The sequence below is a fragment of the Streptomyces sp. AM6-12 genome (assembly GCF_044327085.1).
Classification (GTDB): domain Bacteria; phylum Actinomycetota; class Actinomycetes; order Streptomycetales; family Streptomycetaceae; genus Streptomyces.
In genome coordinates, this window is record NZ_JBIQWN010000002.1 from 1,009,271 (window position 1) to 1,034,652 (window position 25,382).

Sequence of the window (25,382 nt, forward strand, 5' to 3'; positions counted from 1 at the left end):
ACAGCGTGTGGAGATCATTCCAACATGACCTCAGAGACGATCACCGCCGCCGCGTCGGGAACCTGGAAGCTGGGCGACCTGACGGTCAACCGGATCGGCTTCGGGGCGATGCGCCTGCCACAGACCGGCAAGGCGCTCGTGCCTGACGCCGTCCCACGCGACCGTGACCAGGCGATCAGTGTGCTTCGCCGCGCCGTCGAGCTCGGCGTGAACCACATCGACACTGCCGCCTTCTACTTCTCAGCGCTGCGCTCGGCCAACGAACTGATCAACCGAGCCCTGGCCCCCTACCCGGACGGCCTCGTCATCACTACCAAGGTCGGCCAGCCACGCGACCCTTCGGGAGCGTGGCTGCCCCACGCCAGGCCGGATCAATTGCGCGGACTGGTGGAGGAGAACCTGCGGCAGCTCGGCCGTGACCACTTGGACGTGGTGAACCTCCGTATCGTCGGTTCCGATTCGATTGCCGAGCGCTTCGGTGTGCTGGCTGATCTGCGCGAAGCCGGGCTCATCCGCCACCTCGGTATCTCCAACGTCCTCCCCCATCACCTCACTGAGGCGCAGGCCATCGCGCCCGTGGTGTGCGTGCAGAACATGTACGGCCTCGGTGTCCGGCCCGACCAGGACGCGTTCGTCCGCGCCTGCGGCGAGCAAGATATCGCCTTCGTGCCGTTTTACGCGATTGCTGCCACTGGACGTCAAGCCGGGGCAAGCGACAGCGACCATCCGGAGATCCTGGCCGTCGCCCAGGCGCATGAGGCCAGTCCTGCCCAGGTCCGGATCGCCTGGACCCTGCACCGTGGCCCGAACGTGCTGGCCATCCCAGGCACCGGTGACCCGGCCCACCTGGCATCGAACGTAGCCGCAGGCGCCCTCCGGCTCTCCGAGGACGAAATTGCCATCCTCGACTCCCTGCACCGCCAGACTCTCTGACCGAGAGTTGTGGTGAGCTCGGCGTGAGGTTGTGGGTTGGTTGCAGGCCGCGTATGCCTGCAGCGTGGCAAACCCCCACCCGAGTCCGCGCACCGAACGCTCGTCACCTCGACACCAATCCTGCTGCGTCATGCGGGAGTTCTAGGATTCGGATATGAACAGCAGAGTGTGGGGAGCCCTCTATGGGGTGTGTTTCGCTGTCGCGCTCGGTTGGGGGCTGACTGGGGTTGTCGAGGGCGGGTGTGGCTGGGTGCACTTCAGCCAAGGTACGAGGTGTGAGTCCTCGGACGGTTACGTCTGGAGCTGGTATCCGGTCGTCTCCCTCATCGCGATCCTTTCCCTCCCACCGCTGGGGTGGACGGTGATCCGTACCGACGACTGGCGGCCGTCGTTGGGTCTCTCTGTCGGCGCGGCCATTGCTTTGGGGATCACCCTGTCCGCAGATGGAACCCGAGGACTCCTGATGCTGGCGGTGGCCGAGGGGGCCTCGGCCATGGGAGTGCCGCTCATCCTCTGGAGGATCGGCCGCTCGAAGGCGCGAGCGACGAAGATGAGCAAGACACGCAAGCCAACGTGAACGCCTGGCCGTTGTCTGGAGGACCCCGCCCGTATCTCCCACAGCAGGGCGTGACGACGGCCTGCGAATGCACACGATACTCCGGCCGGAAATTCCTGCATGTTCTTGGCTCAGGAAACGGGGAGGCGGCCTACGTCCGAATGACCCGGACCGCGCAGTCCGAACTGGCTGTTGTCCGGTGCAAAGAGACGTGCCCACGGGCACTCAAAGCGCTGATAGCCCCCCTTAGCGACGCGGAGCGCGGCAAGGCGGCCGACGCCTGCGCGTCCCGAGTCTTCGCGAGGAACAGCAGCCTCGGAGACATAGGCCTGCACGGCTACCCTCTTCTGATCAGCAAACTTCTGCTATCGAAAGTCGATGGAAAGTGGCTGGTAGCCGAATGGCGTTGATGGTCCAGCTCTTGGTCGGACCTTCTTCCACGAGGCTTCACGGCTCAAGCGCCCGCAACACGCGCCCATACCGTGCTAGTAGGACTCCGTTAGGTCTGTCTCGATCTTGATGTCGTGTGTGGCCTGCTTGGCAAGGGCTGGTGGCAGGTGGTGCAGATGCCGGTCCAGCACCTCAGGATGCCCTGGAGGGCGTCGAGGGTCTGGTAGAGAGTGAGTCCGGTGTGGATGCTTTTGGGGCCAGCCGCTGTTCGGTGAGAAATGCGTGGGCGGCGGTCACGAGGGTGGCGTGGTGGTGCCAGCCGGGCCAGGAGCGGCCTTCGAAGTGGTCCAGGCCCAGGCCGTGCTTGAGTTCGCGGTAGTCGTGCTCGATGCGCCAGCGGACTTTGGCCAGGTGGACCAGGTCGGTGAGCGGGGTGCCGACCGGCAGGCTGGACAGCCAGTAGTCGGTGGGCGCCTCAGCGTCCTCGGGCCACTCGATCAGCAGCCAGCAGTCGGGCAGGATGCCGTCCCACCAGCCCTGTTCGGCCGAGGCGGCGGACCGGATCGGACGCTCCACGGCCTTGCCGGCCGGGCGGACACGCACGGCGGCGAAGCGGGACCGTAACTCTCCTCGCGAGCCCTGCCGCCAGGTGAGGGAGGTGAAGGCCTCCTGCCCGAGCCCGGCCGCCAGGGCCGCAACGAGGGTGCGGGCTGGCGGTGACGGGGCTGGGGCCAGCAGCCGACCGGGCCCTTGCGCTCCGGGGCCACCGGCTTCACGTCGAGCGGATGGGCGCTCACGTCCGCGCGGACGGCCAGCACATAGTCGATCCCCCGCTCTGCAAGGCCGGCCCGCAGGTGGGCATTGGCGCCGTAGGCGGCATCGGCCACCACGACCGGCGGGCTCATGCCCCAGCCGGCCAGGGTGTCGAGCATGTCCAGGGCCAGCCGCCATTTCTCGCGGTGCCCGACCTCGGGCGGGATACGGGTGGCGGTGCGGCGTTCGGTGTCCGCGGCCCACTCCTTGGGCAGGAACAGTCGCCACTGCAGCGGGCAGGAGGCGGTGTCACTGGCGGCGTGGACGCTGACCACGACCTGACAGTTGGCGCGTTTGCCCAGGGCTCCGCAGTACTGCGGAGCCACGGCGACCGACATTCTTCCGTCCTTGGGCATCGACACGTCGTCGATCACCCAGGCCGTCGGATTGATCAGCGGCAGCATGCGCTCACAGATCCGCCGCTGCACCGGCACCGGGTCCCAGGTGGACTGATTCACAAACTGCTGCAGGTTCTGCTCGTTGCCGTCCGGCAGCCTCGATGCCATCGCCTGGATCGACTTGCGGCGGCCGTCCAGCATCAGTCCCCGCAGGTAGCAGTCGCCCTTGGCCCGCTGGTCCTTGCGCGGCACGGAGGCAAACACATCAGCCACGTACAACGCCAACTTCGCCCGGACACGGTTCACTTCATGTGCGTCCATCCACCCAACATGCCCGAGAGCAGGCCGAACCCGAAGACCTAACGGAGTCCTACTAGGCAGTGTCTTCAAATGATCTTGAGTGGTGGATCATGGACGGGTGATACGTCGCCATGAACTGTCCGCTGCCGACTGGGAGTTCGTCAGGCCGCTGCTGCCCGTGTCATCGCGTGGGCGCAAGCGGCTGGATGAACGGGCCGTGGGCCACGCTGCACACCCGTTTCCGCCGGTGGGCGGCGGACGGCACGTTCGAACGGATGCTCCGCGCCGCCCAGTCCCGGGCCGACGCCGTCGGTGACATCGACTGGCTGCTGTCGGTCGGCTCCACCATCGTCCGCGCCCACCAGCATGCCGCCGGTGCTCGAAAGGGGGCTCCGCGGTCCAGCTCTCGGACGCTCTCGAGGCGGCCTGACCAGCAAGATTCACCTGGCCTGCGATGGTGCCGGCCGCCCGCTCGCCTTCATCGTCACGGGCGGCAACACCAACGACTGCACCAGTTCACCGCCGTGATGGAAGCGATCCGGGTGCCCCGCCCAGGCCCGGGACGCCCCCCGGGTGCGGCCCTCGCACGTCCTGGACGACAAGGGCTACAGCTCCAGGGCGATACGCACCTGGCTGCGTCGGCGCGGCATCAGCCACACCATCCCCGAGCGAGCCGAGCAGGTCCGCAAGCGGCTGAACCGCGGCAGCCGTGGCGGACGGCCCCCGGCCTCCGACCGCGACACCTACAAGCGGCGCAACGTGGTGGAACGATGCTTCAACAAGTTGAAGCAGGTCAGCTCACCACGACCCACCACAAGATCAATTATCAGACAGATCGGATGCGGCGTGGGAAGACCGAGGGAGCGAGGGCGGCGGCCTGGCCGCCCACGACGGCCTCCCCGGCACAGGGGAGCTGGTCCTCCCGAGTCCCTTGCTGGGGGCCGTCGTTCGGGAGCCCGTCTGACCGCGTAGGCCACGAATCACAACCCACAGCGGCTGCTGAGTCCGGGGGCTGGTGCGGGGGCGGGACTGTTGGTCTGGTCACTTGCCGGTGCCGGTGCCGGTGCCGGTGCCGGTGCCGGTGCCGGTGTGGTAGCCGACGGGGTCGACGTAGACGTCGGGGGCGTTGCCGACGGTGGCGGGGATGTGATGAAGGAGGAAGCGGGTCTCCTCGCCGGGGTGATGGTGACGGTGGGCGCGGTGGTGTCGGTGCGGGCCGCGTCGGGGCCTTTGTCGCCCAGGCCGTCGGCGCCGAGGAGCTGGACGTCGGGGAAACCGTGCATGGTGCAGGTGGCGGAGCCGGTGTTCTTCAGATCGACGACGATCTCGTCCTCGACTCCGGCGGGAGCGGCGCTGAAGCCGAGGTGTGCGGTCGTGCACGGGGCGCCCGGCGCCAAGGTCCCCGTCCGGGTGGCCGCCTTCTTCCCGGGTATCTTCATCGGTCAGCCACTCTCCGGGTCGATGGCGGTGATCCGGAGCCCGCTGAGCACCCACCACCCGCCACCAGCGCCCGCTACACCCCGCGTGTCCTCCTCCGGAACGCCGTCGGTGTGGCGCCGGTGCGCTGCCGGAAGAACTTGGTGAAGTCACCGGCTCCCGCGAAACCGAGTTGTTCGGCCACCGCGCTCACGGCCAGGTCGCCGTGGGCCAGCTCCCGCTTGGCCTCCAGAACCACCCGCTCGTCGACATAGCGCTTCGCCGACATCCCGACGGCCGCCTCCGTGGCACGTGTGAGGGTGCGCCGACTGTAGCCGAGGGCGGCAGCGTAGTCCTCCACCCGCCGGGTGACGGTGAAATCGCGTTCGACGGCTGCGTGGAAGCGACGGAACGTCTCGCTCGGCACCGCCCTGCCCGGCTCGGACCCGTAGGCCGCCGTCAGCCGTTCCACCAGCACCGTCAGCAGGTGCCGCAGCACTCTGAGGTGCGCCTCCAGGGGAAGCTCCGACGGGCTGTCGTACTCGTAGCGCAGATGGTCCAAGGCCCTGCGCAACCCCTCGGCCGCCGGGCCCGCCGGACTGAGCGGTCCCCGTGCGAAGGTCGGGTCGGCGGCGGTGGTCGCCGAGTCCGGGAATCCCGGCGGGAAGGCGACCACCACACCGTCCGCCTCCGTCAGACCCGGCCCCCAGCGCTGCACCTGCCCCGGCCGGATCCACAGCCAGTCACCCGCGCCCGGCTCGTACGCGGTGAAGTCCACCCAGACGCCGAGCCGGCCGGAGCGCACCGCGACGATCTGGTGGAAGGCCGGCCGCAGGGGAGCGTAGGGATCGTTGCCGTGCCGCGATGCCCGTCCGGCCAGCGCCGCCAGGTCCACCAGTTCCAGACCGGGCGGCGACCCCGCCGTGTGCCGGAACACCAGCTCCCGGATGACCGGTCTCGAAGACTGTCCGTTTCTGCCCATCGTGAGTCCCGAGCTTACCGCCGCCTGCCGTCCCCGCGCTCCTAGGCTGTTTACGTCGGCGCAGGTCAGCGCCGCACGGGCGAGAGGTGACCGCCGTATGAGACTGATCGTGGGAATGACGGGGGCGACGGGTGCCGTCCTCGGTGTCCGTTTCCTTCAGACCCTGGCCGAGCTGCCCGAGGTGGAGACACACCTGGTCCTCAGCCGGTGGGCGCGCACCACGATCGAGCTGGAGACCGGCCTGTCCGCGGACGCGGTCGGTGAGCTGGCCGATGTCGTGCACCGCCCCGAGGACCAGGGAGCCGTCATCTCCTCCGGTTCCTTCCGCACCGACGGCATGGTGATCGTGCCCTGCTCGATGAAGACCCTCGCCGGCATCCGCGCCGGTTACGCCGACGGCCTGGTCGGCCGGGCCGCGGACGTCGTCCTCAAGGAACGCCGCCCGCTGGTGCTGGTGCCCAGGGAGACACCGCTGAGCGAGATCCACCTGGAGAACATGCTGACGCTGTCGCGGATGGGCGTCCGGATGGTGCCGCCCATGCCCGCCTTCTACAACCATCCGCAGACCGTGGACGACATCGTCGACCACGTCGTCGCGCGTCTCCTCGACCAGCTCGACCTGCCCGCTCCGGCCGCCAAGCGGTGGGAGGGGATGCGTGCCGCCCGATCCCTGCGGCCGGCCTCCTGACGACGTACCGGCCGGTCTCCTGACGACGTACCGGCCGGTCTGCTGACGACGCACCGGCCGTCCCCCACCCCCGCTTCCGCAGCGACCTCCCACGGAGTACCCATGCCTTACGACGATCTGCGCTCCTTCCTCGACACCCTCGACGAGGAGGGGCAACTACTGCGGGTCAGCGAGGAAGTCCTCCCCGAACCAGATCTGGCCGCCGCCGCCAACGCCACCGGCCGGATCGGAGAGGGCGCCCCCGCCCTCTGGTTCGACAACGTCAAGGGCTTCACCGACGCCCGTATCGCCCTCAACGTGCACGGCTCCTGGGCCAACCACGCGCTCGCCCTCGGCCTGCCCAAGCACACCCCGGTCAAGGAGCAGGTGGCCGAGTTCGCCCGGCGCTGGGACGCGTTCCCCGTCCCGCCCGAACGCCGTGAGGACGCGCCGTGGCGTGCCAACACCCAGGAGGGCGACGACGTCGACCTCTTCTCCGTGCTGCCCCTGTTCCGGCTCAACGACGGCGACGGCGGCTTCTACCTCGACAAGGCCGCCGTGGTCTCGCGCGACCCCGAGGACCCCGGCAACTTCGGCAAGCAGAACGTCGGCACGTACCGACTGGAGGTCGTCGGCCGTGACCGGCTGGCCATCCAGCCCGTCCCCGTCCACGACATCGCCCTGCATCTGCGCAAGGCCGAGGAACGGGGCGAGGACCTGCCGATCGCCATCACCCTCGGCAACGACCCGGTCATGGCCATCGTGGCCGGCATGCCGATGCGTTACGACCAGAGCGAGTACGAGATGGCGGGCGCCCTGCGTGGTGCCCCCGCGCCGATCGCCACCGCCCCGCTCACCGGCTTCGACGTGCCCTGGGGTTCGGAGGTCGTGATCGAGGGTGTCGTGGAGGGCCGCAAGCGCCAGATCGAGGGACCGTTCGGTGAGTTCACCGGGCACTACTCCGGCGGCCGCCGGATGCCCGTGATCCGCGTCGACCGGATCTCGTACCGCACCCGCCCGGTCTTCGAGTCGCTCTACCTGGGCATGCCCTGGACCGAGTGCGACTACCTGGTCGGCCCCAACACCTGTGTCCCGCTGCTCAAGCAACTGCGTGCCGAGTTCCCCGAGGTCCAGGCCGTCAACGCCATGTACACGCACGGCCTGCTGGCCATCATCTCCACCAGGAAACGCTACGGCGGCTTCGCCAAGGCGGTCGCGATGCGCGCCATGACCACCCCGCACGGTCTGGGGTACATCACCACGGTCATCGTGGTCGACGAGGACGTGGACCCGTTCGACCTTCCCCAGGTCATGTGGGCGGTGTCCGCGAAGGTCAACCCGTCCGGCGACGTACTGATCATGCCCAACCTGCCGGTCGTCGAACTGGCGCCCGCCGCGCAGCCCGCCGGCATCACCAGCAAGATGATCATCGACGCCACCACGCCGGTCGCCCCCGACGTCCGCGGCAACTTCTCGACGCCGGCGAAGGACCTGCCCGAGACGCGCCAGTGGGTGACCAGGATCCAGAACCTCATGGCCGCGCGCGGCTGAGCCGCCCGGCGTCCGCCCGCCCGACATCCACTGCCGAGAACCCCGGCACCCGCCTCCGAGAGGAAGAGCCCCCATGCCCGTGTGCCCCCGCTGTGCCTTCGGGACCGTCGAGACGCTGCACTCCTCACCCGTCCCCGGCGTCTGGGGCGTCCTGCAGTGCCGACGCTGTCTGTACACCTGGCGCACCACCGAACCGGCCCGCCGCACCCGGCGCGAGGCCTATCCCGAGCAGTTCCGGCTGACCGCCGACGACATCGAGGCCGCTCCCGAGGTCCCGGCGGTGCCGCCGCTGCGCACTCCTGCCTGAGAGGCACACGGCGTCTGCCCGCCCAGCCCGGACGAGCGGACGTACGAAGCCGCTCCCCACCCCCTTGGGGTACCACCAACAGCCCGAGGGCGACGGCACCCGGTGCCCCGACCCGACCGACGACGGGAGCCGATGGCCCGCCCCGACTCCCCGCCGGCACGCTGCTTGTACCCGCTGCGGGACGAGCGCAGCGGTGAGGAGGCATGCCCGCCTCCCGGCTTCGGGCAGTGTTGGGGAAGCGGAGATCGCACAGGGCTTCGTCGTAAACATGCGGAAGCCACGGGCAGCCGGTCACACATGACCTCCGGACCCCGCAGGTATGCTCCCGCACCCGCTGCCGCCACTGCGGCCCCGGCGGTCTGGTCTGCGGCGGCTTCGTCGCGGCGGGCGCCGCTGGTCGGCAGGTCGGTGCGACAAGGCCTCGGCGTGCATGTGCCAGGACCCGAGCCGAGAAGCCGGGTCGGCCGCCGGCGTACCGCTCCGGCGACACCGGGAGCCGCGGTTCGTCGTCCGCCGCTTCCTCCAGGAACCGAGGCCCCGGTCAGGCCGTGGGCACGGGCAGCAGTCGGTAGGCGTCCCCGTGGACGACGACCCGGCCGGCGGTGGGCGGGGCGAAGTGGGTGCCGAGCAGGAGGGTGTCGGTGCCGGCGAGCGAGGCAAGCAGTGTGCGGCGCGTGGCCTCGGCTTGCTGGGGAGCGATGTCGACGCAGGCGCCGATGGCGGGGTGGGCGAGCTGGACCGGGTGGTGGATGCAGTCGCCGGTGATCAGGGCCGTCTCACCCCGGCTGGTCAGTTCGACGGCGACATGGCCGGGGGTGTGGCCGGGAGTCGGGAGCAGGCGCAGGCTCGGGGTGATCTGCACGCCGTCGGCCGGGACGTCGACCAGGTCGAGCAGGCCGGCCCGCTCGACCGGGATCACCGAGTCGCGGAACATCTGGCGGCGCGCCTCGTCCATGGCGTATCCAGCCCAGAACTCCCGTTCGGCGCGGGCGGTGAGGTAGCGGGCGGCCGGGAAGGTGGGGATCCACGCGCCGTCCATCTGCCGGGTGTTCCAGCCGACGTGGTCGGCGTGCAGGTGGGTGAGGATCACCAGGTCGACGGCCTCCGGCGGGAATCCGACCGCGGTGAGGCGCTCCGGGTAGTCGGTGCGCAGGTCGTGCCAGGCAGGGTTGGCCCGCTGCTTCCCGTTGCCGATACCGGTGTCGACGAGCACGCGCAGCCCGTCCACCACGAGGGCGAAGCTGTGACTGTCGAGGTGGAGGACGCCGCCGGCATCGGCGAAGTGGGGAAGCAGCCAGTCCTGGCTGGCCACCACCTCGGGGGTGGCGTCGGGCAGCAGCCACGGTCCGGTCGCGGGCGGCAGCGGGATCTCGTCGATACGGTGGACGGTCGCCTGGCCCACGGTCCAGGAGGGCGCGGCGGCGGTGGAGGAGGGCTGGGACTGCATGGTCTGTTGTTTCCTTTGACGAGGAGGGTGGAGCGGCCTGCGTGACCGGGGCGGCTGCCGGGACGAGGCGTCGTCCCAGGTGGCCGGGTAATGGGACTCCTCCCCGCAAACGCAATGGATTTGCTTTAAGCGACGATAGGACCTACCGTCCAACTAAAGCAAATCATTAGCTTTTACGGGGTGTTCCGCGCCCCGGTCCCGACCAGATGAGGGCTCCGTGTCTTCCGTCGAACTCACACCGCCCGAGGCCGCCCGTTGGGCCGCCCGGGCCGGACTTCCCCTGCCCGACGACCGCCACGCCGCTGTGGCGGCCACCGCCGACCACATCCACTCCGTCGTCGCGGTCCTGCGCGAGCTGGACTTCGGGGACACCCCGTCCGCCGCCGCCTATCGAGTGGGGGGAGGAGAAGCGCGATGAAGCCGCATGAGCTGACCCTCGCCGCCGCCGCGAACGAGATCCGGGAACGGCGGCTGTCCCCCGTCGAGCTCGTCGACTCCGTCCTCGATCGCATCGGCCAGGTGGATCCCCGGGTCAGGGCCTACGTCACGGTCGCGGCGGAGCAGGCCCGCAGCGCGGCCCGCACGACCGAGCGGGAAGCGGTCCGTGGTGTGTTCCGCGGGCCGCTGCACGGTGTCCCGGCCGGCCTCAAGGACCTGATCGACGTCGCCGACATGCCCACCACCGCCAGCTCCCGCGTCCGCGCCGGCCACCGCGCGACCACCGACAGCACGGTCGCCGCCCGGCTGCGGGCGGCCGGCGCGGTCCTGGTCGGCAAGACGCACACCCACGAGTTCGCCTACGGTCTGACCACCCCGCAGACCGGCAACGCCTGGGACAACGGCCGGGTCGCCGGAGGCTCCAGCGGCGGGTCCGCCGTCGCGGTGGCCGCCGGGGCGGCGACCTTCGCCCTCGGCACCGACACCGGCGGGTCGATCCGGGTTCCCGCCGCGCTGAACGGCGTGGTCGGCCTCAAGCCCACCTACGGGCTGGTGCCCCGCCACGGCGTCACCTCGCTGTCCTGGTCGCTCGACCACGTCGGGCCGCTCACCCGCACCGTCGAGGACGCGGCCCTGGTCCTGGCTGCCCTCGCCGGGCACGACCCGCGCGACCCCGCCTCGCTGGTCACCCCCGCCGTCGACCACCGGCCGGAACAGGAGCCGGACCTGACGGGCGTGCGCGTCGGCGTGCCGGGCAACTACTACTTCGACCACGTCGACCCGGAGGTCGCGGCCGCCGTCCACCAAGCCGTCGCAGAACTGGAGGCGCTGGGCACCCGGCTGATCGAGGTCGACATCCCGATGACCCGCTACCTCCAGGCCACCCAGTGGGGCCTGATGGTGCCGGAGGCCACCGCCTACCACGAGCGAACCCTGCGCACCGTCCCCGAGCTCTACCAGGCGGACGTGCGCATCCTCCTGGAGGCCGGCGAACTGATGAGCGCGGGCGACTACCTGCGCGCCCAGCGCGCCCGGACGCTGATGCGCGACGCATGGGCCCGCCTCCTGGAGGAGGTCGACATGATCGTCGCCCCGGCCGTCCCGATGACCGCGGTCCCGGCCGGCCAGGAGACCGTCACCTGGCCCGACGGCACGGTCGAGAGCGTCTCCGACCCCTACGTCCGCCTCTCCGCCCCGGCCAACATCACCGGCCTGCCCGCCCTGTCCGTCCCCGTCGGCCACGACCCGGCGGGCATGCCCATCGGCATGCAGCTGATCGGCCGACCGCTCGGCGAACGGACGCTGCTGCGGGTCGGCCACGCCTACGAGCGGACCCAGCCCGCCCGTGCGCTCGCGCAGGCCGCCTGAGGGCGGAAGTCTTCCGAGCCCACCCCGAGCGGCCCTGGGCAGCAGGTGATCCCCATGCCGCCCGCACCCCTAAACGCAAATCCTGCGCTTTAAACTGGTGCCATGAGTCGCAAGCAGATGACGCGCCCGGGCGGGCGCAGCGCCCGGGTCCAGGCTGCGGTGCACTCCGCCGTACGTGAACTCCTGGCGGAGTTGGGGCGCGACGCATTGACCGTCCCACTGGTCGCCCAGCGCGCCGACGTCACCCCGTCGACGATCTACCGCCGCTGGGGAGACCTGGCCGAACTGTTGTCGGACGTCGCGGTGGAACGACTGCGCCCCGACGGCGAGCCGGAAGACCACGGCGACCTGCGGTCCGACCTCACGGACTGGGCCGAACAGTTCCTCGACGAGATGGCGTCCGGCTCGGGCCGCGCCTACAGCCGAGACGCCCTGCTGGGCGATCCGGACGGCAGCAACGCAGGCCGGTGCTCGGCCTACGCCGCCGAGCAGATCGACACCATCCTCGCCCGTGCGGTCCACCGCGGGGAGAACACTCCCGACACCGAGGCGGTCATCGACCGCGTGGTCGCCCCCATGATGTACCGCATCCTCTTCCGCCCGGCCGGCCTCGACGCCGCATACGCCCGCCGACTCGTGACCGACCTCCTCGACGCCTCCGCAGCGGGCGCCCGGCAGGCGCGTGCCTCCCGGCAGTGATTCTCCACCTACCTGTTCGGTGACAAAACGTGCGGTCCGGGTCCGAGTCGTCCTGCGGCTTGTCAGAAGTGTGTAACAAGCATCTATGACCTGTGATCAAGTGGGTTCCGGTGTGATGAACTGCGGATGCCTGGGGAACTCCCCTGGCGCAGAAGTGTTTTGTGCGGTCGCAGACGTGTGGCCGCGCCGGGTGTGAGGTCCGGGCGCCCGCCATGCTTCGCAGGGGCTTCACCACCGTGGCCCGAAGCGTGGCGATCGGTGGTGGCTCGCGCCTGCCCGCGCCCAGCAGCCACGCGCCTGCGGCGCGTGTGCCCACAGACAGAAATGGAGTGAAGAATGCGCAACACCCTCAAGAAGGCGGTAGTCGTCGGTGCCGGCGTCCTGATGTTCTCCGGCATCGCTGCCGGCGCGGCTCAGGCGACGCCGCGGCAGGGCGCGGACATACCCGGCAAGGGCCCCCTCCAGGAATGCACCAACTGGGGCAACGCCCTTCAGGCCCACGGGACGATCGTGGGATTCGCCTGCATGGAGGACGAAGGCGGCAACTCCTGGGAGTTGACCCCCTACTACGCCAACTGACCCTTGGCGCATCAGATGTGACCGAAGCGGTCGCACTCGATGAGAGCGCACAGTGACGCCTGCGACGTCGGCAGGGGGAACGCCGACGACGCGCCGCAGGCGACGAGCCTTCTGCGCTCAACGTAAGGAAGGCTCAGCGCGATGCCCCAGGCAGAAGTCTGGGGCATCTGCGTGTAGTCGGTGTCCGTGCGCGTCCCACGGGCCGCGAAGACTTCGTCCCGAAACGGCGCATCCGCCCGACGCCCCGCTCCCGTTGCACGGCATCGGTCGGCATGCCGGGTTCTACGACCAGGTGTCTTCGGCGGCACCCTGCCCGGCCGACGCCGGCCGACCCGTCAGCATGAGCGATGAGGAGCAGCAGCAGTCGGCGCCGCGCCGTGGGAAGGTTCTGAAAGCTCTCGCACAGCAAAGTGAGAGCCGCCGGGCCCGCCACCGCTGCCTTGCGGCCCTCGATCCGCCGGTCCCGACCATCACCAGGGCAGCACCGCCCACAGCTTGGTGCCTTCCGAGGCTTCCGCCACCGCCCCGCGGCCGACTGGGTCGACCCGGACGTCAGCGCCCCGGTGGCCGCGGCGCTGAACGCCAGCGGCGGCGACGGGACCGCGTCGCTCGCCGTCTTCGAGTCGCTGGGCGCGGCGGGACCGGCCCCGCTGCTCAACTCACGCCTCAACAGGGCCCATTAACCGGCACTGGGGGTCGTGACCGCCAGATGACGGACGTGGTGTGTCGCTGGCTCGGCCCGTGGGTGTGTACTGGTGTCCGGCAGCACTGGCCGGTGTGTGGCGACAAGGTGGTCGGTGCGGCGAACCGCGCGGGCGTCCGTGACCGTGTGGTCCAGGGCAGGAGCCCGGGGCACCTGCGGAGGGGGGAGCCCAGCCCGTCACCTCTTCCCGATCCACAGGACGTGCGGCAGGCCGCGACCTCGGTTGCCGGGGCCGCGTCGACCTTCCCCCGCTGTGGCGCACTGACACTCCCGAGCCCCCGGGTGTCCTGAGCGCCTTCGGGCAAAGACGCGCGGCCTCAGGAGGCGGGTGCCGCGTCCCAGGGCGGCACCGTGCCGGCCGTGGTGTCCTTGAGCGGGCCGCTGACGGCGCCCGCGGTCAGGGCGAAGCCGAGGACCAGCAGGGCGCGGGATGTCTCCAGGGGGAGTGGGTCCGGTGCCGGGGGCCGATGGCCGAACTGCGGATCCGTCTTCCCTCGGGGGTCGTAGGTGACCTGCGCGCTTCTACCCGTCTGCCCTTCGCCCTCGACGGTGAGCGTGGTGCCGTTGCCGAGACGGACGTTGCAGTAGGAGGTCCGGGACGCCCCGTCGCCCTGGTCGAACCAGGTTCTCGTGATGACGCCGGTGGCCGTCACCCCGCGGTCGTGCAGCGCCCGTTGATCGATCGCGGAGGTGCCGGACAGGACGGTGGCGAACCAGCCACCGATGGCGGTCACCGTTCCGGCCCAGCAGAGCACCGCCTTCCAGCGGCCGGATCGGTTCCGCCACTGCCGCCTTGCGTACCGGGCCGTCAGCACGATCGCGCCGAAGTAGAACGGGAATCCGCCCAGTTGGAGCAGGACGGGCACGGTGGTGCGATGCCCGCCGCGCCACAGCTCCAACAGGAGCCACGAGAACACCAGCGCGAGCGCCGCCGGAACAGCGGCCGCCACGGCGCACCTCGCCGCCCACAGCAGCCCCCACAGTGCCTTTCGCACCCAGCCGCCCCCCATGCGGTCAGCGTGCCGGACGGGAGGGCGCCGCCGCAATACCCCGGCAGCCGCCGCGCCCGTGGCCAGGGCCAGGCCGTACTGCACTTCCGGGCCGCCGACCCTACGATCGAGGAGAAGCTGACCTCCTCTGCGACCGGTTTCTCGCCTTGTGAGAGACGCGCCCGTCCCGAGCGGAATCGGAGATCCTGCGCGGCTGGATTCTTCCGGTCCTCCGGCACAGCCGACGGCCTCGGCCTACGGTGCGCAGACTGGTTCGAAAGCCTGTTGAGCCGCCGTGTCGTTCGTGCTGAATGGCTTGGAGCGGCCGGAACAATTGCAATCCGCTGGGAGTTCGCCGCTGGTTCGTCGAGGGCCAGCCCGATGTCGACCATGAAGGCGTCGTGAGTGCCGGGTCGGTGCTGAACGCGGTCGAGCCGGTTCCACTCTCGCTGTGCACTGCGGCACCGGAACCCCGGCTTCACTGTGCAACTTGCCACGCCGCTCGAGGCATTGCCAGCCCTAGGGTGGCTTGCGAACGCGTACCGGCCTCGGCCAACCCGGCGCGCTCGACACGATGATCTCGCGGACCCATCCGTCCTCTCGGCAAGAAGGTGTTCGATCATGAAACTGCGCAGACTGCTCGCCCCCTCCGTCGCGACCGCCCTCGCCGTCCTCGGATTAGCCGGCAGCGCCACCAGCGCCCACGCCGGCGACGACCTACCGGACTACTGGGCGGTGATCACCACCGGCGATCACGTCGGTGTCTATTGGCAGCCCTACGACACGCCCGCCAATAAGGTGGGCCTCACCGACGACAGCAAGGACGGCTCGGTGTTGATCGACTGCTGGGTCTCCGCCGGCCAGGTCGGCACTGCCGGGGACGTCTGGTACCGCACTTGGAAGGTCAATTACCCGCCTCCGGGGGGAGCCACTGTCACCGACAGAGACACCAACCCGTGGTGGACCTTCGCTCCGTACGTCAACGGCGCATGGCACTTCCACAACCACATCGTGCCGCAGTGTCCCTGAGCTTCGGTTCGCGCCCGACCGCGTCCCAGAAGCGCTGCCTGTAGACGGTCTCCCGAGGACCGAACCGCTCGGACAGGACCCGACACCGGGCGATGCGTGCTGCCGAGGACGTTGTTCGCCTCCGCCCACGAAGGCGGCACCCATCTCCCGCCAAGCAGGGGGAAATCAACTGGGAGGGTCCAGGAGAGCAAGCCCCAGGGGACGCTTCACCGCGTGGCGCGGCAAGATGCACGTCATGGACGGCGATCCCTTCTACGTGCTCGCCCGACCGCGCACAAAGTCACGCCTGACGAGGTGCCCCGCTCCCGGAAATGCTCGGGAGCGGGGCACTCGCTCCGTGGAAGGAGGCTTCCCATGCTGATCCGTGAGACGACGTTCACCGTCGACCTCGGCGAAAACGGCTACCTCATCGGCTTCGACGACGACTACGAGTTCCCGACCGAAATGCCTTTCGGGTGGCGCTGCGGCCCCGCCACGCCGGCCACTGCCGTCGTCCTGCCCACCACCGACACGGGCACCCTGCGGATGACCGTTCAGCTGCACGACAGCCCGCCCGGTGCCGGGCGTGGTGACGGATGGGGGCCAGCCGAGGAGATGAGCCTGCTCGCCGACACTCCTACCCTCTGCGTCGCCACCATCGGGCAGGGCGACTTCTGGGACGCATGGCCCGAGGAGGAACCCCCTCTCGAGGCGTCTGCCGATGGCGACGGCTGGGTCCGGATGCGTCTGTACTGCCATGTCGCTGACCTTGAGCCGGGCACCGGCGACCGCGGGGAGAGGCACCTGATCCAGTTCTGGCCGGCCCCTCGGACAGCCCCCGTACACCCGGACATCAGCGACGCGGACCGGCAGGCACGCGCCGCCTACGCCGCGGACATGGCCAAGCCCGCGGAGGACTACTCCTACACCTACGGCGACCAGGAAATCTGACCGCGCTCGTCCGGCGCGAAACGGGCCACCACCGGCGCGCAGCACACCGTCGTTGTCGGTCACCGAGGACCTGAGCAACCTCCCGCTGCCGACCGAGAAGGCGATCGAGATCGACGGTTTCGTGCCGCTGGAGCCCGTCGACCCGCGCTGATTTGGCACCTCGCCATCATTGAGCTTCAACCTACAGGCCGGCTGCTCCGTGGGTACGGGGGTGTCAGCCGCGGGCGGCGGAGGCGATGAGAGCGGGGAGGGCCCCCAGCGGGGGTGGGCGGCGAATTCGGTGAGAAGTCTTCCCGTCCGGGTGGCCGTGGTGTTGGTGACGAACCACGGGGCTTGGGGGAGATGGACGCTTCACCGTGCAGGATCGAGCGGGGTGCGGGCCGGAAGGGACCGGTGACGAGGGTGCGTTCGGTGCCGGCGAGCAGGAGGGCGTTGTGGACGACGCCGATGCCGCTCTGGATGCGGTCGAGGGTGTGGCCGGGGTAGGCGCCCCAGGTGGCCCGGGGGGTGGCGTAGCCGACGCCGGTCCAGGCGTTGACGGCGATGGTGCCGTAGCGCAGTCGGAAGCCGAGTTCCTTGATCGTGGTGGGGTGGGCGATGAGGTGGGCGCCGAGGGTTCCGTGGAGTCGGTCATTGACGGCGGCGACGGCGGCGCCGAGGAACGCGGCGCCGGTACCGGGCAGTTCGGCGACGCCGAGGACGGGTCCGAAGTACTCGGTGGAGAACGCGGATTCGGTCGGGTCGTCGAGGTCGAGGCCGGTGAGGAGGGTGCGTTCAGGGGTGCCGCCGGGCATCTCGGCGTGGGGGTGCAGGTCGCGGGCGTCTTGGACCCGGGTCTGGCAGCAGCCGGGGTACCAGGCTGGGCGCGGTGGCGAGGGCGCGGCGCAGGGCGGTGAGGAAGGCGTCCTTCTGGGGCCAGTGGGAGCTGAGAAGGAGGATCTGACCGGCGATGCAGTTGCAGCCGCTGTTGTGCAGCCGCATGGTGGCGACGTGCTCGGCCTGGTATTGCAGGTCCGCGCTGGACCAGGGCCCGGGGAGGACGATGATCGGGGCGACCCCGCCGAGTTCGCTGGTCATGGGCTTGTCCAGCTTGGGGGTGCCGGCGGCCTTGGCGGCCTTTGCGCTTTCGCCGGTTCCCCAGGCGACGGCGTCGTGAGTGGTTGCGCTGCCGGTCATGTGGACGGCGGTGACGCCGGGGTGCTGGGCGAGCGCCTCACCGAGGTCGGGGCCGCCGGTGGCGATTTCCACCAGGCCGCGGTCGGTCAACGGGCGGAAGACGCTCCGGTAGACGTCGGCGAGGGGGTCGGTTACGGGGTTCAGCTTGAGGACGGTGGTGCGGTTCTCGGCGTAGAGCTGGTACAGCACGTCGAGCGGGGGGATGGACGTGATGTTACCGGCGCCGAGGACCAGGGTTGTGCCGCGTATCCGTTCCGGGCTTCGCTGCCCGAGGCCCGCCGTGGCCCGCAGCTCCCTCTCGGTGACGCCGGGGCGGGTCCAGACCTCGGCGTGGAAGCCTCCCATGAGCAGCCGGTCGAAGGAGTCGTAGGGCAGGACACGGACGGCGAGCCGTCGGCCGGGGGCCGCGGTGATACGGGCGTCGGCCAGGACGTCGGTGCCGCTCTCCAGGCGGCGGAGGGTGTGCTGGAGGGCCTGAATGTAGGTGAGCACGGCGTAGGGTCCGCTGATCCACTCCTCTCCGGTGAGCAGGGAGCCGGGCGGGAGCTGCTTGATCTGGCAGGCGGTGCGCACCCAGCGGTCGGCTGCGGCGGCGGTGGTGGCGGCGACCTCGAGGAGCAGACGGCGCCGGTCCTTCAGGGGGGTGCGGGCCCGGGTTCGTTCGCCGGCGGCGAGCCGGGCGAGGAGGGCGTCGATGTCCGGGGTGGAGCTGCGGGTGGTGGGGTCGGTGCTCATGACGGGACCTCGCTGACTGTGGCGGTGGGTGTCAGTGGAGAGCGGGCAGGACCTCGGCGGCGACGCGGTGCCCGGATTCGGCGGCCCCGTCGATGTAGCCGGCCCAGCGGGTGGCGGTCTCGGTGCCCGCCCAGTGCAGGGGGCCGACGGGCCGCCGCAGGGCCGGCCCGAACCGGGTGAGGGTGCCGGGCGGACCGAAGGCTCCGTAGCAGCCGCGGCTGTACTCTCCTCGGCCCAGTCGCGTTCGATGTAGGCGATCGGATCGCGCGTCCTGGGACCGAAGTAGCCCACGAGGTCGCCGATCACCTGGGACCGGCGCTCACCGGGATCCATACGGGAACAGACGTCGGCGTGCCGGCCCTCCAGGAACCCGACGAGGACACCGCACGAGCCGTCGAACGGCGTGTTGTCCAGCACCGTCCCCAGCGGCCGTTCGCTGTTGTTCGCCTGGCCGCTCAACGCCTCGCGCCGCCAGAACGGCTCCTCGTACGCCACGTTGACCTTGATCACACGCCCCATCGGCATCCGCTGGACCAACTGGTCCCGGTCACCGGGCAGCCCTGGGGAGAAGCGGATCCGCGCCGCGAGCGGCGGCGGCACCGCCAGTACCGCCCGGCGTGCCCGGACCACTGGGCGCCACGGGTCACCACCCGCACGTCCCCCTCCCGCCATTCGACGTCGGTGACCGGCGCCTCCAGTACCACCCGGTCCTGCTGCGCGCCCCCAGTGGTGTTGATCAGCGCGTCCAGACCTCCGGCGGAGCCGACGTAACAGGTGGCCCACAGGGCGGACACGTCCTCCGGTTCCGCCGAGAACACGGCCTCGGTGACCAGCCGGAAGAAGGCGCGGCCGTTCGCGGTGCGCGCGGTGCGGCGCAGCCAGGTGTCGAACGTCTGCCGGTCCAGGCGCTCGGCGCCGGGGGCCCGCCCGGCGCCGCCCGCGGCGACCTGCCGGGTTGTTCGGTCCAGGCGGTACTGGGCCTGCCCGACGTCGGCCAGTACCAGCGGGTTCAGGTGACCAGGTGTCGTGCCGGGTGGTGGCCATGACGTGGGAGGCGTCCGCCCGCTCCAGCTCGGAGCGCCGGCCCTTGGAGCAGCCGTAGGCGGCATCTGCGGTCACCCACCGGAAAGGGATCCCGGCCGTGCTGCCGCTGCGGACCATCGGCTTGGCCATGGCCACCTTGGTCTCGAAGCCGACGTCGTCGATGCCGGCCCGGCGGCACCTGTCGCGGTCGTCGGTCCAGGAGGCGGGCAGACACACAGCTACAGACGCCGGTCGATCAGTGTCCGCCCGCGGCCGGTTGCGTAGGTGAGGAAGACGCCGGCCTGGCAGTTCTCCGTCCGCCCGGCGGTGCAGGAGCAATGCCGTTGCACCCCGGCCGACCGCGTCCCCTTCTTCAAGGAGCCCGCGTCGCCCACGACCAGGACGGCGTCACGGTCGCCGAGCTGCTCGACGCGGAACCCGCGCTGTCATCGCCCAGCCGTCCGGCCAGGTCGGTCACCATCTGCGGCCCGGCCGCGTCGGCGGTCGTCCACCGGCCTTCGACGCCGAGACGTATCCAGCCCAGCACATCGGGCGACGCATCGAGCGGACAAGGATGGTGGCCAGGACGTTGCTCTCCTGTCGGTACCCGTCAAAGGGGCGGCGACCGCGCAGGTCGCCGCCCTTGAGATGAGTGAGGGCCCGGTTGCCGTTCAGCCGACGTCGCGTTTGCGGTAACGGATATGAGTGGTCAGCGGTGAGTGGAGCACCTCGACGGGTTCGAAATCGAAGGTCTCGACGCCGTCGAACAGGCGCTCGCCGCCGCCGAGTAGGACGGGTGCGATGTCGAGGGTGAGTTCATCGATCACGCCGGCGCTGAGTGCCTGTCGTACCGTCGAAGCGCCGCCGGCGATGTCCACGCCCCTGCCCTCGGCGGCTTCGAGCGCCTGTGCGTAAGCGGCGTCGAAGCCTTCGGTGACGAAGTGGAAGGTGGTTCCCCCCTCCATCTTGATCGACTCGTGGGCGTAGTGAGTGAGCACGAAGACCGGGGCGTGGTAGGGCGGCTCGGAGCCCCACCATCCGTCCCACGTCTCGTTCCACTCACCTCGGATCGGCCCGAACATGTTTCGGCCCATGACATAGGCGCCACGCGGGCGCATCAGCCAGCTTTTGGCCGTCTTGTCGGCTTCGGTCGCGCGCGGGTCGCCGATATGCCAGCCATGCAGCTCTTGGCCGCGCTTGCCCAGCGGATTGTCTCGACTCTGCTCGGAACCGGCGACGAAGCCGTCGAGGGAGATCGACATGTGGCAGGTGGTGTCGGACATCAGCTTCTCTCTGAAAGCAGCAGTTTCGGGTTGTCGTGAGGTAGTCGGGCCGCACGACATACGTAGAGACTGGTAGCGGCGACGAAACTCATCGCAGCACCGCGGATCCGTTGAAGGTTTGGCTGCGTCACGATCAGGCGGATACTCGCCACGCCCTACATGAGTTTGGACCCGACCGGTAAGGGCCGCAAACACTGGTCGCAGAAGTGGGAGGCCGACCTCGACGCCGTCGAGCAGAGACGGTGGCGCACCGTCCGGCCCACCGCGCCGAGTAGGGGATTGCCACGCACCGTGGTCAGAGAGACCGTCCATCGATGAGGCCAGCGGGGGCCAGACCATCGGCGATCCGCTCGGGGCGAGGCGGCCGGTGACGGCGGTGGGCGGCAGCGTCGGCGCCGTCCCCTCCGTCACCTAGGAGCCGATGGGCCGGGACGTGCGCGTGCTGCCCTTCGAAGCGATCACGCTCGGTGAGTTTGCACCCCCGAGGCTGAGGCTCGCGCGGATGCCCTGCAACGGGGACCGACAGAGGGCCCCCCACCCGCGTCAGCAGAACGGCTGGAACTCCCTGAAGCCGGGCGTCGGGCGGGGATCGGGCAGCCGGTAGGCGCCGGTCCGCGCCCGACCGCTGGCCGGGTCGGTGGTCCCGTCGGCCAGCGCGCCCGGTATCGGACGCCACCCCAGATTGGTCTCGAAATACGCCACGGCAGCGCTGACCGATGGCCACCAGACATCATCGAGCAGCACGATGCCGCCAGGTCGCACGATCTCGCCCAGAAAATGGAGGTCGACGAACACGTTGTGGAAGTGGTGACTGCCGTCGACGAACGCTGCGTCCGCGGCGAAGCCCGCGTCGGCCGCCCGGGCAAGGAAGCGCTGCGACGGTGCCGTCACCAGCTCGGCGACTCCGTCCAAGCCGGCGCTGTGCAGCAGCTCCCACCCGACACCGTCGTACACCGTGTACTGGAACGGGTCGATCACCACATGCCGCGGGTTCCGTGAACCGGTGCGCAGCAGCGCCTCACTGATCGCCAGTGCCGAGCCGGCGTAGGCGAGCCCGATCTCCACGACCGTGCCGACTCGCTCTTCCACCAGGAGGTCACGTACCCCATCGCAGTCGCGCTCCGGCAGCGTGACGGTGGCGAAGTCCGGAGCGCCGTCGGGACGCCGCGGCGGTCCGTGCTCGATGAGTTCGCGGCGTACGGCGGCCACTCGATCCAGCCACTGGATCGCGCCTCCGTTCGGTTGCACCATCGGGTTCACCAGGCTCACTCCTTCTGGCTCAGGGCACGTGGCTGGTCAACTGTGGCACTCAGACCGGCCTACCGCGGCGCTCGGTCACACCAGCCACGCCGGGCGGCTGGAATGAGCATGATCGTCCTGCCCTTCACGATGCCGCCGGACCGCTCAGCGGTGAAGTCCCGTTCGATGCGGCTGTGTGCGCGGACCGACGCCGTGATGTCGCCGGTCAGCCCCACCGTCAGCTCCATCTCCGGCACATCGAACTCTTTTGCGACTACGTGGATCACGGCGTGCACGTTCTCGACGAACCCCGTCAGGCCAGGGCGGGCACCGTTCTCTGAGAAGAGCCTGCGGCGTCCTGGCGCTGCTCCTGGAAGGTGGCGCCATGCAGAGCGAGCGGGCGGAGACCTACGCCAAGTGCACCGCCGACCCGGAGCTGGCCCCCACGCCGGCGGTGGCCGCCGGGGCCTTCGACACGGCCCTCGCCAACGGCCTGGCGGCGACCATCGCCCACGAGTGGCCGACCCAGCTTGCCTCCGACGAAGGGCGTACCAAGTCTGCTTCGGCGCTGCTGAAAGTTGTCGAGGAAGTGGAGGCGGCCGTCGCAGACCCCGGACAAGCCGGTTTCCACGTCCTGCCAGACCCCGAACCGGGCAGCCGCTGCCCTGCCCGGCACACCTCGGCCGTGGGCCGAAGCCTTCCCGCTGCGGCCACTCGACACCCGCATCGACGTCGAGGCCCTGAGCGACGGACCGCGCCGCACACAGCCAGTCCGCCACGCCGGCGGCGAAGTGGGCCTCGACCGGATTGGCCCAGCGGCCCGCACGGAGCGGCCGTCGACGGGCAGGGCCTCCGGCCTTCCCCGGCCGCTGGAGCAAGACGCCGAGGGTCACCGGGCGAGGGACGAGCGCCGCGCGGTCAAAGCCCTCTTGGAGCTCCGAACCCGGCCGCGTGGAGTTACTGTCCGACGGGGTTGAGGTAGGTGCCCGGTCGGGTGGCGCCGTCCTGCTTCAGGATCTGGCCGCCGAACGGCCACTTCAGGGTGAAGTGCGTCGTCTCGTTCGGCGGGGTGACCAGGAACTTCGCCGGGACGAACTTCTCCTTAAGCGGCGTGGACTTGGCGACGGGGAGCAGGGTGACGCTGAAGTCCGCCGTGCCTCCGCGCCCCAGGGTGATCTTCGTGGGCTTCTTGGAGGAGCGCACCAGGGACCAGGTGCCGTCGGTCTTCTGCGCGCCGACCATGTCGACACCGGCGAAGCCGGACAGGGTGCAGGTGCGGTTACTCTTGTTGGTGAACCAGATGAACGCCTGCGTCTGCTTCCCGGTCCGCCCCATCTCCGGCTTCGCGTCGTCCCCGGTGGCGAAACCGGCCTTCAGGTCGGCGGTGTGGCAACGCGTCGGCGCGGCCTTGGCGGTGGCGGCCGAGGCCGGGACGGCGGCGACGGCGGTACCGGCGGCGACGACCGCCGCAAGGGCCACGGTGGTCAGTTTGGTGTTCATGACGTGTTGGTTTCCCCTCGAGTACGACTCGGTGCGCGAGGTCAGTGCGCACCCCCGCACCTGGAGACGCTCGATGTCCGGCGAAGGTTCGGTGCGCCGGGCAACCTTTTCCACGGGTACGGCGGGGGCATGGGACCGCCTCGCACCCGAGCCGCCGGCACACGTGACCCGCAGGTTCCTCGAGCCGGCCGGGGAGGCTCCCTCGCCACCAACCCCTCCGCGCCCCGCCGCCATAAGCCGCAGGCGAGTTGATGATCGGCGACAACTGCTCCTGTGAAACGCGACGAACCTGGTGAACCGGCATGGCTACCGGAACTCCATGGAGCCGGCCGTGTTCAGCGCGAGCGGCAACACCCGGGCCCCCGTCGGGTGGGCCGAGCGCGCGACCCAGGAAGGGCCCGGTATATCCGAAGTCTGAGCGGCAGGTCTCCACTTCATCTCCTGGGCGAAGTACGCCGCTGCCCGGCGCAGGACCTCCCGCCCCGAACTGCCACTCCTCCGTCTTGCACAGCCGGCCGTTCTCCGCGCGCAGCCGGACCCGGTCGCCGTGGCCGTGAGCGCGGCCTGCGTGCTCATCGGCCCGACGCACCCGTCTCCGCAGCGACTTGCCGGTCACCCCGGCATCTTCCGGGCCGGCGCCGGTGGATCGCCGGCGTGAACCCCGCCGGGAGCTGCGGGCCGCCGCCGACGACGCCTTGCTCGTGGAAGACCTGCCGCCCGCAGCCGACTCTGGTACGGGTTGATCGTTTGGGCCAGCGATGATCTACTGCGGATCGTGGGCCGCCCCCGGAAACCCAAGGAGCCCGCCATGCGTGACGGTCGGCCGCACGCGTCCGATACCGGGGACCGGGGACCGGGGGATCGGCAGGCGGTCGGTGGCCTCGATCACCGCAAGAGGCACCGGCCGTGAGCACGAGACCCGAAAAGCTCGCAGCCGGCCGGGAGGGACCGTCCGCGTAGCGGCCAGGAACAAGTGGCTGCGACCAGCACATTCCATACTTGAGCCACGGAGGCCCATCGTTGACCCGACTCGAACTCACGCCCCAGCGCCGACCCCGGTCCGACGCGGCACCCGGCTACAAGGCCGGAGCTTTCGGCCATCAGAGGACCGGTGAGTGGGGTCGGCTGCGTGCACTGGAGGACCTGTGGGACCCGTTCACCGAGCACTGCCTGAGACAAGCAGGCGTGCCCCCCACGGCCCGCTGCCTGGAAGTCGGGGCGGGCGCCGGGTCGGTGGCCCGGATGTTGGCCCGGCTCTGCCCGAGTGGTGACGTCACCGCGACGGATACCGACACCCGCTTCTTCGAGGACCTCGCGGCCGAGGAGCGCATCACCATCCTCCGCCACGATGTGACCGAGGACGGCTTTCCCGCCGGCTCCTTCGACGTGATCCACGCCCGAATGCTCCTGTGTCATCTGGCTGACCCCGCGCGAGTGTTGGCTGCCATGGCGGGGTGGCTGAGGCCCGGCGGTCTCGTCCTGGTCGAGGATCTCGATCTGGGACCCGCCGATGTCCTGCCCCACCCGGTGATGCGTCGGGGTCTGCACGTCGCCGAGCGCACCCTTGGGCTCTCGCAGGGCAGCGATCTCCGTCTGGGCCGGCGATTGCAAGCCTTGGTGACCGACGGCGGCTTCACCTTGGACGGCACGGAGGTGCAGCCGGTGATGATCGGTGACGGCGGCCCCGCAGATGAGTTCTGGCGCCTGTCGTTCGCCCAACTCCGCGATTTCCAGGCCCGGAGCAGCGTCCCTCTGGCAGACGAGCTGGACGCGGCGCTGTCCTTGATCGACGATCCGGACTTCGTGGAACTCGGCATGCACGCCGTCTCCGTATGGGGCCGCAAGCCAGTGCAGCCGACAGGGTAGACCTGCGGTCTGACAGCTCCGGGAGCGGTCGGCCGCCCAGGTCCGTGCACCTCCGCGAGCCTTGAGCGCAGTCCCGACACGCCCTGTCGACGCCTCACCAGCATCCCTGACATCCGAGCCTGTGC

The 25,382-nt window shown here is 70.2% G+C and carries 23 protein-coding genes and 3 pseudogenes; 13 read left to right on the plus strand and 13 right to left on the minus strand.

The window, feature by feature from the left end; translation table 11 throughout:
* Nucleotides 1–24: 24 nt before the first annotated feature.
* Complete coding sequence (locus tag ACE4Q9_RS32935) at nucleotides 25–933, plus strand: oxidoreductase (protein ID WP_397988159.1); 909 nt, start codon at nucleotides 25–27, stop codon at nucleotides 931–933.
* Nucleotides 934–1,087: 154 nt separating this feature from the next.
* Entirely contained in the window at nucleotides 1,088–1,510 is a 423-nt protein-coding gene (locus ACE4Q9_RS32940) for a hypothetical protein (RefSeq protein ID WP_397988160.1), read from the plus strand.
* Nucleotides 1,511–2,071: 561 nt separating this feature from the next.
* Here the strand turns inward: ACE4Q9_RS32940 and ACE4Q9_RS32945 are convergent.
* A pseudogene (locus ACE4Q9_RS32945) lies at nucleotides 2,072–3,351 on the minus strand (IS701 family transposase).
* 97 nt (nucleotides 3,352–3,448) lie between these two features.
* Between ACE4Q9_RS32945 and ACE4Q9_RS32950 the strand changes: the two are divergent.
* Nucleotides 3,449–4,122, plus strand: a pseudogene (locus ACE4Q9_RS32950) (IS5 family transposase); the annotation flags it as partial.
* 188 nt (nucleotides 4,123–4,310) lie between these two features.
* Here the strand turns inward: ACE4Q9_RS32950 and ACE4Q9_RS32955 are convergent.
* Nucleotides 4,311–4,769: a DUF4232 domain-containing protein gene (locus tag ACE4Q9_RS32955; protein WP_397988161.1), complete on the minus strand. Its 459-nt coding sequence runs from the start codon at nucleotides 4,767–4,769 to the stop codon at nucleotides 4,311–4,313.
* Between the two features lie 74 nt (nucleotides 4,770–4,843).
* Nucleotides 4,844–5,728 (minus strand): helix-turn-helix domain-containing protein, encoded by an 885-nt coding sequence (locus ACE4Q9_RS32960; protein ID WP_397988162.1) that lies wholly within the window; start codon nucleotides 5,726–5,728, stop codon nucleotides 4,844–4,846.
* A 97-nt stretch (nucleotides 5,729–5,825) separates the two neighbouring features.
* Between ACE4Q9_RS32960 and ACE4Q9_RS32965 the strand changes: the two genes are divergently transcribed.
* From ACE4Q9_RS32965 to ACE4Q9_RS32975, 3 genes are all read left to right on the plus strand, one after another.
* Nucleotides 5,826–6,416 (plus strand): non-oxidative hydroxyarylic acid decarboxylases subunit B, encoded by a 591-nt coding sequence (locus tag ACE4Q9_RS32965; RefSeq protein WP_397988163.1) that lies wholly within the window; start codon nucleotides 5,826–5,828, stop codon nucleotides 6,414–6,416.
* A gap of 102 nt (nucleotides 6,417–6,518) precedes the next feature.
* The gene (locus tag ACE4Q9_RS32970; RefSeq protein ID WP_397988164.1) at nucleotides 6,519–7,946 is read left to right on the plus strand and encodes a non-oxidative hydroxyarylic acid decarboxylases subunit C; all 1,428 of its coding nucleotides are present in this window, start codon (nucleotides 6,519–6,521) and stop codon (nucleotides 7,944–7,946) included.
* A gap of 73 nt (nucleotides 7,947–8,019) precedes the next feature.
* Nucleotides 8,020–8,253, plus strand: a complete 234-nt coding sequence (locus ACE4Q9_RS32975; RefSeq protein ID WP_397988165.1) for a non-oxidative hydroxyarylic acid decarboxylases subunit D — start codon at nucleotides 8,020–8,022, stop codon at nucleotides 8,251–8,253.
* A 541-nt stretch (nucleotides 8,254–8,794) separates the two neighbouring features.
* On the opposite strand, the gene ACE4Q9_RS32980 is transcribed toward ACE4Q9_RS32975, so the two are convergent.
* Nucleotides 8,795–9,700, minus strand: a complete 906-nt coding sequence (locus ACE4Q9_RS32980) for an MBL fold metallo-hydrolase (RefSeq protein ID WP_397988166.1) — start codon at nucleotides 9,698–9,700, stop codon at nucleotides 8,795–8,797.
* Between the two features lie 217 nt (nucleotides 9,701–9,917).
* On the opposite strand from ACE4Q9_RS32980, the gene ACE4Q9_RS32985 reads away from it, so the two are divergent.
* The 4 genes from ACE4Q9_RS32985 to ACE4Q9_RS33000 all read left to right on the plus strand — a co-directional run bounded on the left by ACE4Q9_RS32985 (nucleotide 9,918) and on the right by ACE4Q9_RS33000 (nucleotide 12,784).
* Nucleotides 9,918–10,118, plus strand: a complete 201-nt coding sequence (locus tag ACE4Q9_RS32985) for a hypothetical protein (RefSeq protein WP_397988167.1) — start codon at nucleotides 9,918–9,920, stop codon at nucleotides 10,116–10,118.
* Nucleotides 10,115–11,506, plus strand: coding sequence for an amidase (locus ACE4Q9_RS32990; RefSeq protein ID WP_397988168.1), 1,392 nt, complete (start codon nucleotides 10,115–10,117; stop codon nucleotides 11,504–11,506). The genes ACE4Q9_RS32985 and ACE4Q9_RS32990 overlap by 4 nt, the downstream gene beginning before the upstream one ends.
* 102 nt (nucleotides 11,507–11,608) lie before the next feature.
* Nucleotides 11,609–12,205, plus strand: a complete 597-nt coding sequence (locus ACE4Q9_RS32995) for a TetR/AcrR family transcriptional regulator (protein ID WP_397988169.1) — start codon at nucleotides 11,609–11,611, stop codon at nucleotides 12,203–12,205.
* A gap of 336 nt (nucleotides 12,206–12,541) precedes the next feature.
* A complete protein-coding gene (locus ACE4Q9_RS33000; RefSeq protein ID WP_397988170.1) occupies nucleotides 12,542–12,784 on the plus strand; it encodes a hypothetical protein in 243 nt (80 codons plus the stop codon).
* 1,020 nt (nucleotides 12,785–13,804) lie between these two features.
* Here ACE4Q9_RS33000 and ACE4Q9_RS33005 read toward each other — a convergent pair.
* A complete protein-coding gene (locus ACE4Q9_RS33005) occupies nucleotides 13,805–14,482 on the minus strand; it encodes a hypothetical protein (protein WP_397988171.1) in 678 nt (225 codons plus the stop codon).
* Nucleotides 14,483–15,097: 615 nt separating this feature from the next.
* Here ACE4Q9_RS33005 and ACE4Q9_RS33010 point away from each other — a divergent pair.
* On the plus strand, nucleotides 15,098–15,505 hold the full coding sequence (locus ACE4Q9_RS33010) for a hypothetical protein (RefSeq protein WP_397988172.1): 408 nt from the start codon (nucleotides 15,098–15,100) through the stop codon (nucleotides 15,503–15,505).
* A 354-nt stretch (nucleotides 15,506–15,859) separates the two neighbouring features.
* The gene (locus tag ACE4Q9_RS33015) at nucleotides 15,860–16,435 is read left to right on the plus strand and encodes a hypothetical protein (RefSeq protein WP_397988173.1); all 576 of its coding nucleotides are present in this window, start codon (nucleotides 15,860–15,862) and stop codon (nucleotides 16,433–16,435) included.
* A 176-nt stretch (nucleotides 16,436–16,611) separates the two neighbouring features.
* Here the strand turns inward: ACE4Q9_RS33015 and ACE4Q9_RS33020 are convergent, their stop codons facing one another.
* The 8 genes and pseudogenes from ACE4Q9_RS33020 to ACE4Q9_RS33055 all read right to left on the minus strand — a co-directional run bounded on the left by ACE4Q9_RS33020 (nucleotide 16,612) and on the right by ACE4Q9_RS33055 (nucleotide 23,391).
* The gene (locus ACE4Q9_RS33020; RefSeq protein WP_397988174.1) at nucleotides 16,612–17,229 is read right to left on the minus strand and encodes a hypothetical protein; all 618 of its coding nucleotides are present in this window, start codon (nucleotides 17,227–17,229) and stop codon (nucleotides 16,612–16,614) included.
* Nucleotides 17,210–18,346 (minus strand): aldehyde dehydrogenase family protein, encoded by a 1,137-nt coding sequence (locus tag ACE4Q9_RS33025; protein ID WP_397988175.1) that lies wholly within the window; start codon nucleotides 18,344–18,346, stop codon nucleotides 17,210–17,212. Before ACE4Q9_RS33025 ends, ACE4Q9_RS33020 begins: the two co-directional genes overlap by 20 nt.
* Nucleotides 18,347–18,377: 31 nt before the next feature.
* Nucleotides 18,378–19,606: pseudogene (locus ACE4Q9_RS33030) on the minus strand (FAD-dependent oxidoreductase).
* Between the two features lie 2 nt (nucleotides 19,607–19,608).
* Nucleotides 19,609–19,764 carry a transposase gene (locus tag ACE4Q9_RS33035; RefSeq protein ID WP_397988176.1) on the minus strand — a complete coding sequence of 52 codons (156 nt, stop codon included), beginning with the start codon at nucleotides 19,762–19,764 and terminating at the stop codon, nucleotides 19,609–19,611.
* 276 nt (nucleotides 19,765–20,040) lie between these two features.
* Nucleotides 20,041–20,652, minus strand: coding sequence for a dihydrofolate reductase family protein (locus ACE4Q9_RS33040; RefSeq protein WP_397988177.1), 612 nt, complete (start codon nucleotides 20,650–20,652; stop codon nucleotides 20,041–20,043).
* Nucleotides 20,653–21,195: 543 nt separating this feature from the next.
* Nucleotides 21,196–21,903: a class I SAM-dependent methyltransferase gene (locus tag ACE4Q9_RS33045; RefSeq protein ID WP_397988304.1), complete on the minus strand. Its 708-nt coding sequence runs from the start codon at nucleotides 21,901–21,903 to the stop codon at nucleotides 21,196–21,198.
* Nucleotides 21,904–21,971: 68 nt separating this feature from the next.
* Entirely contained in the window at nucleotides 21,972–22,178 is a 207-nt protein-coding gene (locus tag ACE4Q9_RS33050) for a hypothetical protein (protein WP_397988178.1), read from the minus strand.
* 670 nt (nucleotides 22,179–22,848) lie between these two features.
* Nucleotides 22,849–23,391 (minus strand): DUF4232 domain-containing protein, encoded by a 543-nt coding sequence (locus ACE4Q9_RS33055; protein ID WP_397988179.1) that lies wholly within the window; start codon nucleotides 23,389–23,391, stop codon nucleotides 22,849–22,851.
* A gap of 1,020 nt (nucleotides 23,392–24,411) precedes the next feature.
* On the opposite strand from ACE4Q9_RS33055, the gene ACE4Q9_RS33060 reads away from it, so the two are divergent.
* The gene (locus tag ACE4Q9_RS33060; RefSeq protein WP_397988180.1) at nucleotides 24,412–25,257 is read left to right on the plus strand and encodes a class I SAM-dependent methyltransferase; all 846 of its coding nucleotides are present in this window, start codon (nucleotides 24,412–24,414) and stop codon (nucleotides 25,255–25,257) included.
* Nucleotides 25,258–25,382 lie beyond the last annotated feature (125 nt).

Bases quoted from the DNA above. Each gene is read 5' to 3' on its own strand.
- ACE4Q9_RS32955 (WP_397988161.1), bottom strand. From the start codon at position 4,769: ATGAAGATACCCGGGAAGAAGGCGGCCACCCGGACGGGGACCTTGGCG.
- ACE4Q9_RS33055 (WP_397988179.1), bottom strand. From the start codon at position 23,391: ATGAACACCAAACTGACCACCGTGGCCCTTGCGGCGGTCGTCGCCGCC.
- ACE4Q9_RS33000 (WP_397988170.1), top strand. From the start codon at position 12,542: ATGCGCAACACCCTCAAGAAGGCGGTAGTCGTCGGTGCCGGCGTCCTG.
- ACE4Q9_RS32990 (WP_397988168.1), top strand. From the start codon at position 10,115: ATGAAGCCGCATGAGCTGACCCTCGCCGCCGCCGCGAACGAGATCCGG.
- ACE4Q9_RS33045 (WP_397988304.1), bottom strand. From the start codon at position 21,903: ATGGTGCAACCGAACGGAGGCGCGATCCAGTGGCTGGATCGAGTGGCC.
- ACE4Q9_RS33040 (WP_397988177.1), bottom strand. From the start codon at position 20,652: ATGTCCGACACCACCTGCCACATGTCGATCTCCCTCGACGGCTTCGTC.
- ACE4Q9_RS32935 (WP_397988159.1), top strand. From the start codon at position 25: ATGACCTCAGAGACGATCACCGCCGCCGCGTCGGGAACCTGGAAGCTG.
- ACE4Q9_RS33020 (WP_397988174.1), bottom strand. From the start codon at position 17,229: ATGCCCGGCGGCACCCCTGAACGCACCCTCCTCACCGGCCTCGACCTC.
- ACE4Q9_RS32960 (WP_397988162.1), bottom strand. From the start codon at position 5,728: ATGGGCAGAAACGGACAGTCTTCGAGACCGGTCATCCGGGAGCTGGTG.
- ACE4Q9_RS32970 (WP_397988164.1), top strand. From the start codon at position 6,519: ATGCCTTACGACGATCTGCGCTCCTTCCTCGACACCCTCGACGAGGAG.
- ACE4Q9_RS32975 (WP_397988165.1), top strand. From the start codon at position 8,020: ATGCCCGTGTGCCCCCGCTGTGCCTTCGGGACCGTCGAGACGCTGCAC.
- ACE4Q9_RS32965 (WP_397988163.1), top strand. From the start codon at position 5,826: ATGAGACTGATCGTGGGAATGACGGGGGCGACGGGTGCCGTCCTCGGT.
- ACE4Q9_RS32940 (WP_397988160.1), top strand. From the start codon at position 1,088: ATGAACAGCAGAGTGTGGGGAGCCCTCTATGGGGTGTGTTTCGCTGTC.
- ACE4Q9_RS33010 (WP_397988172.1), top strand. From the start codon at position 15,098: ATGAAACTGCGCAGACTGCTCGCCCCCTCCGTCGCGACCGCCCTCGCC.
- ACE4Q9_RS33015 (WP_397988173.1), top strand. From the start codon at position 15,860: ATGCTGATCCGTGAGACGACGTTCACCGTCGACCTCGGCGAAAACGGC.
- ACE4Q9_RS33025 (WP_397988175.1), bottom strand. From the start codon at position 18,346: ATGAGCACCGACCCCACCACCCGCAGCTCCACCCCGGACATCGACGCC.
- ACE4Q9_RS32980 (WP_397988166.1), bottom strand. From the start codon at position 9,700: ATGCAGTCCCAGCCCTCCTCCACCGCCGCCGCGCCCTCCTGGACCGTG.
- ACE4Q9_RS32995 (WP_397988169.1), top strand. From the start codon at position 11,609: ATGAGTCGCAAGCAGATGACGCGCCCGGGCGGGCGCAGCGCCCGGGTC.